Below are 14,068 nucleotides of genomic sequence, written 5' to 3' on the forward strand. Positions count from 1 at the left end.
GAGTTAAAAAATGAATGAAAGAGTGGCGTAGGGCTTGGGGCGGGGAGCTTGGGGTTGCTTCGCGAGTTAGGTTGCTGACGCGCGGCCCTTCGACTAGGCGTCCCCGACAGGCTCAGGGACCGCACGCGAAGCACCCCCAAGCTCCAAGCCCCCTGCCTCCCGCCTACGATAATTGTCGAATTGTTTTTTCCAGTTTGGTTTTCACCAGTTCATTGGTGCCCGGCTGTTTTAGCAGCTGCCGAAGCGGTTTCAGCGAGCGCTTTTCCTGCAACTTCACCATCACATCGGCCAGGGCCACCTGCACCAGCGGCGATTCCTGGTTCGATAGCGATTGCACCAGGCCTTCCCGAACCCGGGCATCTTTGGCCATATCAGCCAGGGCTTCGAGCGTCACCAACCGTACATTCACGTTTGGGTCGTTATTCAGCGTCATCAGCAGCGCATCGATCACATGCGTGTCTGCATCGTCAATATCTTTCGTGTAGCTCACCGCCCGCAGCCGCTCCGTGGCCGACGGGTTTTCGAGCAGTGAAAGCATCATCATCTGGCGCATTTCCTGCACCTGCGCCGTCAGCGTGTCGACCCGCTGCTGATAGGCGACCTCCGGCGTTCGCTGGCGCTGTGCCCAGTAGCCAACCCCGATGCCAGCGCCCAGCAGCAATACACTGTACGCTAACCGCAGAACCAGCTTCGGCGAAAACTGCGCCTGAATCCATGCCAACGTACCTGACCACTTACTGCCAGCACCTGATTGCGCTTCTTTTTCGTCGGCTTCGAACTGGTCGAGCATGGCGTAGAACTGGGTACGTACCTGGGGGCCGGGTTGGGGCGTAGGTACGTAGCTCATCTGCTGCCAGAGCTGCCGACTGGTGGCCAGTTCCTGCTGACAGGCAGGGCAACCAGCCAGGTGCGCTTCAATGGCCGCCCGATCGGCTGTCGACAGATCGTCGGTCAGCCAGCCCGGCAGGTGGCTGATCAGCACGTCGCAGGAAATGGGTTTATCGTTCGTATTCACTGTTCAGATAGATCTTCTTTAACTCGTTCATGGCCCGATGCACACGAACCTTGATGGCCCCTTCCGTAGTGTCCAGAATCCGGGCAATTTCATTATACGTCAACTCCTGATACCGGCTCATCACCAGCACCTCCCGATGATCAGCGCTTAGCCGACCCAATGCCTCCTGTAACAGCGCCACCTCCTGTTCTTTCTGCAACGACTCGTCGGCCAGTGGCCCTCCGCCGATTCGTTCGGCGTAGACCTGCACATCGTACTGCTGCGCCGACCGTTTGTTTTGCTTCGCCGAGTCGATCAGCACGTTGCGGGCCAGGTGGTACATCCAGGTTCTGAATTCGCCGTCGCCGGTAAACGTGTGGCGGTATTTCAGCATCCGGTAGAACACCGTCTGCACCATGTCTTCACTGGCGTCGGCGTGGCTGCTCATGTGGTACAGGAATCCGAAGAGTTCACGGTGGTACCGCTCGAAGAGCAGGCCCATCCGGCTCAGATCGCCCGATTTAACCTTGAGCATCAGTGCATTGTCCGTCAGTGCGTTCAAGCGAGTACAGGGTGGTGTTTAGGAAGTTGACGTGGAAACCGCCGAAGTTGAGCAAGGTTACAGAGGAAAGCGATTATTTTTACAACGACTGGATTAAAGGCGCTGACTGCGCACCTTTATATCTTTTATCCGTCCGTATAAGGCCGAGGTTGCCCTATCGCAACAGCTTAGAAATCGCTAATCTGTTTCTGCAAGTCGGCTCCTGTACCCATTGACAATTACCGCGTTAGCGGTGCGAATAAGACGTTATAGATTTTCTTTATTAGCGCATAAAAACTATAAATAAAATCTATAGCTAAGATTAACGTAAGTTTGAGAGTCGAAACACTATAATTTAACTACAATGGAAAAAATCGGAAGTCAGGAAACGCAGGACCCATCAGTATGGGACGTTAATGACGATAGCCATGTAAACACGGTGGGCAAATGCCCGTTTTTGGGCGGTGAACTGAATAAAAGTGCGGGTGGAGGCACCAGAAACCGTGACTGGTGGCCTAACCAACTTAAGCTGAATATCCTCCGGCAGCATTCGTCGCTATCTGATCCGATGGGCGAAGGCTTCAACTACGCCGAGGAGTTCAAGTCGCTCGATCTGGCCGCCGTAAAACAGGACATCGTCAATCTGATGACAGATTCACAATCCTGGTGGCCTGCCGACTTTGGTCACTATGGTCCGTTCTTTATTCGGATGGCCTGGCACAGCGCCGGTACCTACCGCATCGGCGATGGCCGGGGTGGCAGCGGCTCAGGCATGCAACGGTTCGCTCCGCTCAACAGCTGGCCCGACAATACCAATCTGGACAAGGCTCGGCTGTTGCTGTGGCCCATCAAGCAGAAATACGGCAAAAAAATCTCGTGGGCCGATTTAATGATCCTGACCGGCAACTGCGCCCTGGAGTCGATGGGCTTCAAAACGTTTGGTTTCGGTGGTGGCCGCGAAGATATGTGGGAACCCGAAGAAGATGTGTACTGGGGCTCGGAAACGGAGTGGCTGGGCGACACAGTTCGCTATGCCAGCAGCAATGGTACCCGGAATCTGGAGCAACCGCTGGGGGCTGCCAACCTGGGCCTTATTTATGTAAACCCGGAAGGTCCGGCAGGAAATCCTGATCCGCTGGCCGCCGCGTATGACATCCGCGAAACCTTCGGCCGGATGGCCATGAACGACGAAGAAACGGTGGCCCTGATCGCTGGTGGTCACACGTTTGGTAAGACCCACGGAGCCGCCGACCCAGGCAAATACGTTGGCAGCGAGCCGGAAGGTGCTGCTATCGAAGAAATGGGGCTTGGCTGGAAAAACTCGTACGGTACAGGCAACGGTGCCGACACCATCACGAGCGGTCTGGAAGTTACCTGGACCACCAAGCCAACGCAGTGGACCAACGAATACTTCGACCACCTGTTTGCCTTCGACTGGGAACTCACCAAGAGCCCCGGCGGAGCCCATCAGTGGAAACCGAAAAATGAAGCAGGTGCCGGTACCGTACCCGATGCCCATGACCCAAGCAAACGGCATCAGCCAACTATGCTGACAACCGACCTATCATTGCGGGTCGATCCAGCTTACGAAAAAATTTCGCGTCGCTTCCACGAGAACCCCGATGAGTTTGCCGATGCGTTTGCCCGTGCCTGGTTCAAACTGACACACCGCGACATGGGACCCATTGAACGGTACCTTGGTCCGGAAGTGCCAACTGAAGAACTGGTCTGGCAGGACCCTGTGCCAGCCCGTACCTACGATCTGGTAACGGATGAAGATATTGCTACGCTGAAAGACCAGATTTTGGCTTCGGGTCTGACGGTATCGCAGTTAGTATCAACGGCCTGGGCTTCAGCCTCGACGTTCCGTAACTCCGACAAACGGGGGGGCGCGAATGGCGGTCGTGTGCGGCTGGCTCCTCAGAAAGACTGGAAAGTCAATAACCCCGCTCAACTGGCTACCGTGCTGAAGACCCTCGAAGGCATTCAGCAATCGTTCAACAGCGCGCAGACTGGCAACAAGCAGATTTCGATAGCGGACCTGATTGTACTGGCTGGCGGTGTTGGCGTTGAGCAGGCAGCCAAGAATGCCGGTCACGACGTGACAGTTCCCTTTACCCCCGGCCGGACCGATGCGTCGCAGGAGCAAACTGACGTGACGTCGTTCCAGGCGATGGAACACAGAGCCGATGGTTTCCGTAACTACCTGAACGCTTCGCACAAGTCGCCAGCTGAAGATATGCTGATCGACAAGGCCCAACTGCTGACGCTGACCGTGCCTCAGTTAACGGTGCTGATCGGCGGTATGCGCGTACTGAACACCAACTTCGATCACTCGCAGCATGGTGTGTTCACCGAACGTCCGGAGTCGCTCACGACCGACTACTTTGTGAACCTGCTTGACCTGAACACTACCTGGAACCCAACCTCAGACGCCAGGGATACCTTCCAGGGTCGCGATCGGAAGACAGGTAAACTCAAATGGACAGGTACCCGTGTCGACCTGATTTTCGGGTCGAACTCAGAACTGCGTGCTATCGCAGAAGTGTACGGATGCGGCGATTCGCAGGAGAAATTCGTGCGTGACTTCGTAGCCGCCTGGACTAAAGTAATGAACCTGGGTCGCTATGATTTAGTCTAGTTATCCACCTGACCATTCAGGTACTACGTTCATTGTGCAGTAAAAAGAGGTGGTCTGGTAACAGGCCACCTCTTTTGTTGTGTTAGTATGTTGGCTACAGCAACTCAAGAACGTATTTAGCCAGTGAATACTATCAATATACGTTGACTATCAATAATTTCTATGATGATCGATGCGCTCAGCCAGGCAGCTTTACGGCTACGTCAGCAAATCAGCTACTTTGCTCCGCTAACCGATGATGAGTGGAATGCCCTGGTTCCGCACCTGTCTATCCGTACGTTCAGGAAACATCAATGCCTGATTCAACAGGGCGAAATGGCCAGTCAGGTAGCCTTCGTTCTCGATGGATTGTTCCGTCAGTTCTATATGAAGGATGGCGACGAACGAACGACCTACTTTTTTCTTGACGACCAACTGGTGGGTGCCTACATGAGCTGCGTGACCGGCCAGCCGTCGCTCGTTACCATCGAAGCCCTCAGCGATAGTACCTGTCTTGCGTTCCCCTACACGGCGCTAACTACACTGTTTAGTCAGTATGATGGCTGGCAACTGTTTGGCCGACGGTTTGCCGAGTACATCATGGTTTCGCTGGAAGAACGGATGGTAGGCCTGCTGACGCGTAGCCCCGAAGAACGCTACCTGGATCTGTTGACTGGTAACCAACGAGCGCTTCTCCAGAAGGTTCCGCAGCATTATATCGCCAATTACCTGGGTATTACGCCCGTTAGCCTGAGTCGCATTCGCAACCGCGTTAGCCAAAAGTGAGTTTTGACCGGGGCAAGACAGCCCGCGCCGTTCTTATCTTTTGTTATCGTTTCGGGGGTTGGCCAGCCGGTAGCTTTGTAGCATACAAACATACAATGCTATGTCGACGCTCACAGAAGCCCCCCGAAAAGCTGCCTCCGCAGCGATCCCTTCAACCGTTCATTGCGGTGCCATTATCAGCCGGGAAGTTGTGCTTCCAGGCGTGGTCGAGCCAGCCGGATTTATGCTTCATAACCGCACGCTCGACGCCCCGGGAGCCGGTCTGGTACTCATTCAGGTAGAAGCCTCCGGTATCTCATTTGCCGAGCAGTCTATGCGCCGGGGCCGCTACCCTGGCCAACCCGCGTTTCCGTTTGTGCCAGGCTACGACCTGGTGGGCGTGGTGGTGCTGGCTGGTCCTGATGTTGACCCTTCACTAATCGGCAAACGGGTCGCCGCGTTGACCAAAACCGGGGGCTGGTCCACCTATGCGCTGCTGTCGGCCGATATCCTGTTGCCCGTTCCAGACGGCATTGACCCAGCTGAAGCCGAAACGCTGGTGGTGAATGGCATCACGGCCTGGCAGATGCTCCACCGCGACGCCAGAATTCAGCGCGGACAAACCATCCTCGTACACGGTGCCAATGGCGGAGTGGGGACCATCTTGGTACAACTGGCCCTGCATGCGGGCGTCCGGGTCATTGGCACGGCATCGCCCCGCCATCACGACACGCTGCGGGCGCAGGGCGTGGAGCCCGTTGACTACAATGACCCCAATCTGGCCCAGCGCCTTCGGCAACTGGTGCCCGACGGCGTCGATGCCGCCTTTGACAATGTGGGTGGAACGAGTGCCACCATCTCCTTTGGATTGCTGAAGCGCGGGGGCACGTTGATCTGTTTGGCCATTGCTTCAGCCAAAAACGGTACAGATTCAGTTGTGCTGAAATTCATTGGGCTAGTGGCGCAGGTAATCTGGTATAACATACTGCCCAACGGTCGCCGGGCTACGTTCTACAATATCTGGAGTGGCAAAGGAAGCAAGGCATTTTTATCCCGCATGCAGGAAGACTTCGCCCAGTTGATGGACCTGCTTGCCCGTGGCGTGGTGGTCCCTAAAATCGCCGCCCGGTTTCCGCTGGAACAGATTCGCGTGGCCATGGAGCTGGCTGAATCCCGAACGGTATACGGCAAAGTGATTTTACTTCCGACCCATAAAAAGTAGTGTTCACTGGTTCTTTTTAAAGCGACAGCGCTACCAGTTCGCCGGGGTGGCCGATGGCGCCGACGGCTACCACGATGTACTGTTTGCCGTTCACCGAATACGTCATGGGTAAGCCAGCCTGATTGGCGGGTAAGGTAAGTTCGGAAACGATGGCACCGGTGGCTTTGTCGTAGGCCCTGAACTTGTTGCCGCCCCCGCCATCAGACCCGTATAGGCCCGCTCCTTCACCGGCGAATAGCAGCGTTTTGGTCACCAGCATGCCCACCCGATCGGGCAAACCGGTGCGGGGAATCTTCAGGCCTTTCAGCGCAGGTACGTCGGTTACCCACTTGGGCGTGTCGGCATTGGCGACCATCCATTTGTGGTCGCCCGTGTTCAGGTCAATGGCCGTGATGCGACCGTAGGGCGGTTTCACCAGGGGTAGTCCATACGGGCCGATGCGGGCGTTACCCATATAGGCCACGTAATCCATATCCGACAGATCAGGCGCGGCTTCCAGACTCATGGGCCGGATAACCGTACTCGACGACACGTAAAGGATACCCGTTTCTGGGTCAACCACGCCGCCCTGCCAGTTCGCGCCACCCACCGCGTCGGGAAGTTGCAATGTACCCAGGTTATGAGGCGGCTTGTAGGTACTGACGGGCGTAAAGAGCGGCCCTCTCTTGTAGTGGCTGACAATTTTCAACGCCTCCCTTTTAATAGCTGGCGTAAAATCGACCAGAATATCGTCTGAATAGCCCTGCCGGTCGAAGGCGGCGGGTTTCGTCGGAAACGGCTGCGTGGGTGAGGTCCATTCGCCTTTCACATCGCTTTTCGGAACGGGGCGCTCTTCGATAGGCCAGACAGGTTTGCCGGTTACCCGGTCGAAGACGAAAGCAAATGCCTGTTTGGTGACCTGCACCACCGCTTTTATGGGCTTACCATCCACCCGAATGTCGGCCAGAATGGGTGGTGCGGGCAGGTCATAATCCCAGATGTCGTGGTGAATAAGCTGGTAATGCCAGACTTTTTTGCCCGTTTTCACATCCAGACAAACCAAGCTCTGCGAGTAGAGGTTGTTGCCGGGTCGATGGCCACCGTAGAAATCACCCGTGGCGGCTTCGAGTGGCAAGTACACGTAACCAAGCTCAGGGTCGGCGGTGAGGGGTGCCCAGGCGGCGGTGTTGCCAGTATAGCGCCAGCTTTCTTTTTCCCATGTTTCATTCCCGGCCTCGCCCTGCTGCGGAATGGTATGGAAAATCCACAGGCGCTTCCCGGTTTTCACGTCATACCCCATGATGTCGCCCCGCGCCTGATTTTTGGAGACGGGCGCCAGCCCAACCGGAAACGACGCGCCCATGATGATCACATCGTTGACAATAATGGGCGGCGATGTGGAGCCAATCGTGGTCGTGAGCGGGTCAACCGGCTGGTCTAATCCTTTCTTCAGATCAACCACGCCGCTATCGCCAAAATCGGGGATCGGCTGTCCGGTTTTCGCGTTCAGCGCCACTAGTTGAAAACTGGGTGTGATGTAGATGACCCGGTCCTGTCCCTTATCGGGAGCCGTCCAGTAGGCTACACCCCGACCCGAATTCTGGCGGGGTACGTAGGTCTTGCGCTCTTTTTCGTCGAACCGGAATGTCCAGAGCGTTTCCCCGGTTTCGGCGTCGATGGCGGCTACCGTCCGACTCAGACCGGCCGTGGTGAACAAGACCCCGTTGACCATCAGGGGCGTCGACTTGAAATAAAACTCGGGACTAGGGCCGAAATTATCAGTTTTCCACCGCCAGGCGATCTTCAGGTTTTTGGCGTTCTCTTTGTTGATCTGCGCCAGCGGCGAGTAGTTTGAACTGGCATAATCGCCCCGGTGCTGCCGCCAGTCGCCCTCGATCGTGGTGAGTTTGGCGTTGTAGGGCGCGGGCGTGAACCGCATGCTGACCCGCGAGGACACGGGCGGCGGCGTGCCCATCTGCACCCGCGCCAAAGCTGCTTTGTCGGCCGTTAACGGCTGGTCGCCCGCCGGAAATCCGTTGGTGTTGAGGATGAAAGCGACCAGCGCGGCATACGAGGCATTGTCCAGCGAATGCGGGTTGGTTTTCGGCATGGTCGACCGAGTCAGTTCGAACAGTTGTCCCAGCGATTTACCGCTCCATTTGGCCACAAACCGATCGCCCATCAGTGCATTCCCCCCCTCGGTGCCGCGCAGATCCCGCCCGTGACAGGATGCGCAATGTGTCGTAAATAAAACGCCCCCCTGCTCTACCTGCTTCTTCGTGAACACCCCAGCATGAGCATCTAACTTCGGCTTCTGCACACGCTGCTGCGCGATTAATTCCGGATAAGAAAGTAGATAAAAAATCGAGATACCAGTGAGTAGTGCTATGATTTTCATGGGAATACGGCAGGGGCTATTTCAGCTAAAAAGCAACGCGCTCTTATATCTCCCCACCGCCGCGACCGCCCCGCCCATCTTTGAACGGCCGCTATCCGAAAGCGCCCAGGTACGTTCGCCAGAAATTTTCTGACCGTCAGTCAGCTTCCAATCAATCACTACCGCCCTGCGCAACCCGGTCAGGGGTTTACGCAGCGAATAGCGACTGCTTAGCTGCCACATAATTTGTACGCGAAGTCCCTACAACGTAAAGATATCAGGGTGTAAGGGCTTCATTACAATGCCAATCTCGTCCTGATCGTAGCCACCGCCTCTTCGTACGATGCACCGATAGGAATAGCGTATCCAGCCACGGTGATATCTTGGCGTGAGAGTTTGTTGATCTTATTTACCGCCACACAATACGAGCGATGCACCCGAACAAACTGGTCGGGCGGTACCTGCTGCATGAACTCGGTCATGGTTTGGCGGGTGAGCAGCTTGCGCGTGGGCAACACCAGCGAGAGGTAGTTCCCATCGGCTTCGACGTACAGCAGTTCATCGAGCATCACTTTTTCATCTTCGTAACCCGTCTTCACAAAGATAAACTCGGGTACGTTGCCTGACCGGAGCATATGCATATCGAGGGCCCTGGTGCAGGCTTTCAGGAAACGGGCCAGCGAAAAAGGCTTTAGCAGGTAATCAACGGCGTCGAGTTCGAAGCCCTGCACGGCATAGTCGGAATAGGCGGTGGTAAAGATCACCATCGGCCCCACGACAGTCCCACCGTTCCGGGATGCCGGCCCACGGCGTGCTGGTCCGGGAAGGCATTTCACCACCTCGACACCCGAAATGTCGGGCATTTTAATATCAAGAAAAAGCAGATCGACGTGGTTGGTTTGCAGCCAGGCAATGGCCTCGAAGGCGTCGGTAAATGTGGCTTTCAACTCCAGAAACGGCACTTTAGCAGCGTGTAAGCGAATAACGGCCAACGCCTGGGGCTCGTCATCAATGGCAATAGCAGTCAGCAGCATCGTGTGGATTTTGTGGGTTAAGGGCATCTTGACGTAAACCGGCCATCAATATGAGACTAACTCGCCGCATCCGCCAGTTACCGCGCATCGATATGACACCGCTGGTCAACATTGCGCTTTTGTTGATCGTGTTTTTCGTGTGGGTTAAGCAGATACAGCGACCGGTTATGCTGGCCCCTCACTTCGTTAGTCAGGGCAAATATGATTACTACGAGATGGCAAGTGCTACGCTGTTTTTGCTCGATCAAAACAGAATTGGTTTTCTTCACTATGGTCCGGGCAAGGCAACGGCTACCTACCAAGAAGTCGACTATTCAATCAGCGGATTACGCGCCCAGTTAGCCCGCTTAAACGCCAATGGCCATGCTGTCGTTCTGATCGTTCCAACGCCGCAATCTACCGTCAAAAATCTGGTAGACGTTATCGACGAGTTTGTGTTGACTAAACGGATCAATTTTGTGCTAGGAGATGAGCTATGGCCCGAAGCGCATCAACTGATCGCGGCGTATCACCAGTACACCAAGGTCAGCGCAACGAAGTAATCCTGCTCTGACTGCTGAATGTCGAGTTGATGGCGGCCGGGGTAAATCAGTTCCAGGCGTTTGCGCACATTGTCGAGGCCCACACCCGAGTTGTGTTCTTCGGGGTCGTGGAGGCCCGATTCAGCTGACTTGGCGTGGCGGGAGTTGTGTACCTTGAAATACAGCCGGGTATCGTCGAGCGTGAGCGTAATGTAGATCCACGATGCATGGCGCAGGCTAATGCCGTGCTTGAAGGCGTTTTCAACGAACGGCGTCAGCAGCATTGGCGCGAGGTAAATGGCCCGCCCCGGCTCCTGGATATTTACCCGAATCTCGATGTCGTGCGCCTCATCGATCCGCATGCGCTGTAGTTCGATGTAGTTGTGCAGGTATTCCACTTCCTTGTCAAGTGGAATGCGGTCGCGGTTGTTTTCCTGCAACATGAACCGCATCATGTCGCCGAGCTTCTGAATACCGTCGGCCGTTTTTTCGCTCTTCTCTTTCAGCGCCGTAGCATACAGGCTATTGAGCGCATTGAACAGAAAATGCGGGTTGATCTGCGCGCGCAGGCTCGCCAGTTCTGCCTCGCCCGCCGACACCTGGGTTTGCAACACCGTTTTTTCTTTGGTCAGTACGCGCCGTAGATACGCAAAAGCTACCGAAGCGATCAGTACGATGACGGAGAACACCATGATCATTTCTCTACTGGTATAGTAGTGGAAATTCGTTCTGGCTCCCCACAGGATGGTATTCGCCAAAACAATCATCAGCAGGTACGTGCCGATACGATTGGTTAGTACTGCACCCGACGTTTGATTAGTTCTTAGTAAGGGTAATAGGTACGTGTATACGTACGACTGGAAAAGCATGATCTGAATAAACAGCCCCAGGGTGAGCAGCAGATCGCCAAAGCCGGGCCGCCACAATATCGGTGTCACGTAGCCGTTCAGCGCAAACGTCAACACGAGCATCGCCATACCTCCCAACAATAAATAGCTGACGAGCTGAAAGTGAATGGTTGTTTCCTGCGCAATGCGTCGATGAAGAAACTGGTAATACTGATACGCCAGCTCGTACGTACCCAGCACAATTCCCAGCCCAATGGCATCGGCCAGCACAGTTCGTTTCCGGTAAACCGAGTACGCCTTCAGGCCAATAAGTTCACCAGTGCTGCTTTCCATAAAACGCAGGTGAAGTTTCAGGTAATGGTACACCAACGTGCTCGCCAGCAGCAACAGCACCGCTGCACCACCGTACAGCCAGCCCTGCCGATCGTCGATCTCTTCCTGAAGCCGGGGGAAGGCCACATTGTGAAATGCATACCAGGCTAGCAGAAAGAAGCAGACACCTGCAATAAGCGGCACGTTGTTATTCAGCGTGTGATCGTAGGTAGCCAGATTACGCCAGATAGTAGCCGACGGTACCCCGCTACGCTGGGCACTCTCGATCAGGTCGTTGTAATTATGTATTTCCTCCACCAGCCGCCTGATGACGTAAATGGTGGCTGCGCCGACAATGAACCAAGGCTCGAACCGATTGATGAGTGATTTTTCCTGCATCGTATTTTCTGATTGTTGACCAAAACTAGGCGGCTTGGTCAGGTGCGGGTGGGAAATGGGGTAAACCAGCCGAAAAATGGGGTGAAGTAGCTTAGGACTGTACAGCTTCGCCTGCTGCGTTGCTGACGCAGGCCCTTCGACTGGCGAAGCAACACAGCAGGCGAAGCCTATAGCTTACCATACCCACCAGAAAGCACCGCACCAGACAAGTAGAAAGCCAGCGCAAAAGGGGTTTTACAGCCAAACTTCCTTACCCGTGAAACACCACCTACGTACCTGCCTATTCCTGTTTAGTCTTGTCGCCGCTGCTCCTGTTTTTGCGCAGTCAGCTTCCACTCCGAAAACCTACACCTACCTGATCTTTCATAAGCTGGCTCCCGGCAAAACTATTCAGGATGCGCTGCCTGTCGAACGGGAATGGAAAGTGGTAAATCAGGCGGCCGTCGACGAAGGAAAGCTCATTGGTTGGCACATGATGGTGAAGCAGTTCAGCTCGAATCCCAACACTAGCGAATACGATTACGTCACCTGCATCGTATCGCCCAATATGGGCATCGGCGGGGCCTCACCGGCTGGCATGGCGAAGATCTACGGCGACAGCGTTCAGGTGCGTATGGCCGACCTCAACCGCCGCGACCGCCTGACCGCCCCCGTGGTGAAAATTGAAATCTGGGAAAATACCGACGCTCTGTTCGGCGTTGACTTCGGCCCCGGCAAAGCCAACACCGTCGTTGTCGAGTTCCTGAAACTCCGCGACCCTCTGGCCGACTGGTCAAGTACGGTGGCGGCGGTGAAACAGGCCCGCGCTACGCAGATCGGCGACAAAAAACTGGGGGCCTGGAGCTTCTCAACGCTGATGGTCCCCAATGGCACCGAAAAAGGCTACGGCTTCGCCATGACCCGCCCCGTATCAAACCTGAACGTGCTGGCCGATCCCGCAGACCCCAAACTTACACCCGCCCAAAAGCAGTTTACCCGCACCTTCGAGGTGGTTCGGCAGGAAGTATTCCGTTTCGAACAGTACACCGTGCGGCCGAAATAGCATGGAGCCAGGGCTGAGAGCAAGGGGCTCGAGGCGCTTGCCTTCGTCACAATCAGTGATTCGTAACCTGGATCTAAACGACTTTTTATAAGCCGCGATCACCCCTCGTTTATTTCACTACATACTCGACACGGCGGTTCATGGCCCGGCCTGCTTCGGTGTCGTTGCCCGCAATGGGTTTGGCACCGCCATAGCCCTTTGTGTCGATCCGGTCTTCGGCGATACCGTGGCGGGTCAGGTACAGCATCACCATGCGGGTTCGGTACTCCGACAAGGTCTGGTTTACCCGCACATCGCCCACATTGTCAGTGTGGCCACGGAGCTCGATGCGCCACGTCGGGTTGGCGCGCATGGTCGCCACCAGGTTGTCTAATTCGGGAAAGGATTGCGGCAGCAGCACATAACTACTTTGCTCAAACTGCACTTGCCGTAACGTTGCCGGTTTCGAGTCGGTCGGCACTGCCACCGCCGATGCAGACGACGGGGCGACTTCGGGGGCGGCTTTGGCTACCGATGAAGAGGCCGACACGGGCGGCGTGGCAAGGGGCGTTAGCACGATGGGTTTTAACTGCCGCACCGAGGCTGACGAACTGCTGACCGGTTTAGCTGCCGTTGCTACAACAGCCGGGCGTTTGGGCACTGGCTTGGCCGGGGGAGCCGACACCACAGCCGGGACTGTTGCAACTGGTTTGGGAGGCATGCTAACGGGCGGCGCAGCCTGCTGGAAATAACGCGCCGAGATTAACTCGCCAATGGGGTCGCCGAATTTCAGAAACGGCTTTTCGGCGTCGGGACGTACCCAATACAGCTCGATGACCCCGCCCAGCAGATCGTTAAAGTAGTCGACCCGGAGGTCATAGACCTGACCGGCCTCCAGCACAATACTGCCGGTGAACTTACCCGAGTCGTTGAGTTTCCAGACGTCCATCACCTTCTTGTTGCCTACCCAGATGCGTATACCATCGTCTACTTTAGCGTTGAACGTGTACTTGCCCGACACCGGTGCCAGCAGCTTTCCCGTCCAGCGCACCGAGTAGTATGACTGCTCTACGGCGCCTCCCGGACTTTTCGCTTTCCAGGTGAAATTCAACTGCGGATCGATGCGCGTCATCACTTTCCGCTCGAAATTGGTTCCGTTGTAATACTCGCCTTTCAGGCCAGCTTTCAGGCCAGCTTTCACGCCCTGCTGCGCCAGTAGTTGCCCCGCCAACAGCCACAGCAACCCACCTCCAAACATGACCGCTCCTTTCATTGTCGACTAACGTTGATTGTTTAGCTTGATGCCTTGCGCAAACTTATTCGTCAAGACACGCTCAATAATCCGTGTGAATTCAGCAACAGGCACGCGATGTTTGATAAACGGCGTTTTACCTACGCCGATGGGTCGTTCTGCCGACGTGATTCAGCGCTATTT

11 protein-coding genes are annotated in these 14,068 nt (G+C 55.5%); 5 read left to right on the forward strand and 6 right to left on the reverse strand.

Annotated features, from left to right (window positions below; all coding sequences use genetic code 11):
* Positions 1-163: 163 nt before the first annotated feature.
* Both F7231_RS05735 and F7231_RS05740 read right to left on the reverse strand, forming a co-directional pair.
* On the reverse strand, positions 164-1,015 hold the full coding sequence (locus F7231_RS05735) for a zf-HC2 domain-containing protein (RefSeq protein WP_310589283.1): 852 nt from the start codon (positions 1,013-1,015) through the stop codon (positions 164-166).
* A complete protein-coding gene (locus F7231_RS05740) occupies positions 999-1,529 on the reverse strand; it encodes an RNA polymerase sigma factor (RefSeq protein WP_085415101.1) in 531 nt (176 codons plus the stop codon). The genes F7231_RS05735 and F7231_RS05740 overlap by 17 nt, the downstream gene beginning before the upstream one ends.
* 370 nt (positions 1,530-1,899) lie before the next feature.
* Here F7231_RS05740 and katG point away from each other — a divergent pair, with 370 nt between their 5' ends.
* The 3 genes from katG (at position 1,900) to F7231_RS05755 (ending at position 6,142) form a co-directional block, all read left to right on the forward strand.
* The gene (gene katG / locus F7231_RS05745; protein WP_166691252.1) at positions 1,900-4,176 is read left to right on the forward strand and encodes a catalase/peroxidase HPI; all 2,277 of its coding nucleotides are present in this window, start codon (positions 1,900-1,902) and stop codon (positions 4,174-4,176) included.
* Between the two features lie 162 nt (positions 4,177-4,338).
* The gene (locus F7231_RS05750; protein WP_229369680.1) at positions 4,339-4,941 is read left to right on the forward strand and encodes a Crp/Fnr family transcriptional regulator; all 603 of its coding nucleotides are present in this window, start codon (positions 4,339-4,341) and stop codon (positions 4,939-4,941) included.
* Between the two features lie 100 nt (positions 4,942-5,041).
* A complete protein-coding gene (locus tag F7231_RS05755; RefSeq protein WP_166691253.1) occupies positions 5,042-6,142 on the forward strand; it encodes a medium chain dehydrogenase/reductase family protein in 1,101 nt (366 codons plus the stop codon).
* 16 nt (positions 6,143-6,158) lie between these two features.
* Here F7231_RS05755 and F7231_RS05760 read toward each other — a convergent pair whose 3' ends face one another.
* Positions 6,159-8,519 carry an outer membrane protein assembly factor BamB family protein gene (locus tag F7231_RS05760; protein WP_166691254.1) on the reverse strand — a complete coding sequence of 787 codons (2,361 nt, stop codon included), beginning with the start codon at positions 8,517-8,519 and terminating at the stop codon, positions 6,159-6,161.
* A 275-nt stretch (positions 8,520-8,794) separates the two neighbouring features.
* Complete coding sequence (locus tag F7231_RS05765) at positions 8,795-9,532, reverse strand: LytR/AlgR family response regulator transcription factor (protein WP_166691255.1); 738 nt, start codon at positions 9,530-9,532, stop codon at positions 8,795-8,797.
* A gap of 50 nt (positions 9,533-9,582) precedes the next feature.
* Between F7231_RS05765 and F7231_RS05770 the strand changes: the two genes are divergently transcribed.
* Entirely contained in the window at positions 9,583-10,074 is a 492-nt protein-coding gene (locus tag F7231_RS05770; protein ID WP_166691256.1) for a biopolymer transporter ExbD, read from the forward strand.
* Here F7231_RS05770 and F7231_RS05775 read toward each other — a convergent pair.
* A complete protein-coding gene (locus tag F7231_RS05775) occupies positions 10,041-11,612 on the reverse strand; it encodes a sensor histidine kinase (RefSeq protein WP_166691257.1) in 1,572 nt (523 codons plus the stop codon). The two genes, F7231_RS05770 and F7231_RS05775, sit on opposite strands and share 34 nt — an antisense overlap.
* A 256-nt stretch (positions 11,613-11,868) precedes the next feature.
* Between F7231_RS05775 and F7231_RS05780 the strand changes: the two genes are divergently transcribed.
* On the forward strand, positions 11,869-12,654 hold the full coding sequence (locus tag F7231_RS05780; protein ID WP_166691258.1) for a hypothetical protein: 786 nt from the start codon (positions 11,869-11,871) through the stop codon (positions 12,652-12,654).
* A gap of 109 nt (positions 12,655-12,763) precedes the next feature.
* Here F7231_RS05780 and F7231_RS05785 read toward each other — a convergent pair whose 3' ends face one another.
* Positions 12,764-13,906, reverse strand: coding sequence for a PA14 domain-containing protein (locus tag F7231_RS05785; RefSeq protein WP_229369682.1), 1,143 nt, complete (start codon positions 13,904-13,906; stop codon positions 12,764-12,766).
* Positions 13,907-14,068 lie beyond the last annotated feature (162 nt).

This window comes from Fibrivirga algicola, from assembly GCF_011742925.1.
In the GTDB taxonomy this organism is placed as follows: domain Bacteria; phylum Bacteroidota; class Bacteroidia; order Cytophagales; family Spirosomataceae; genus Fibrella; species Fibrella algicola.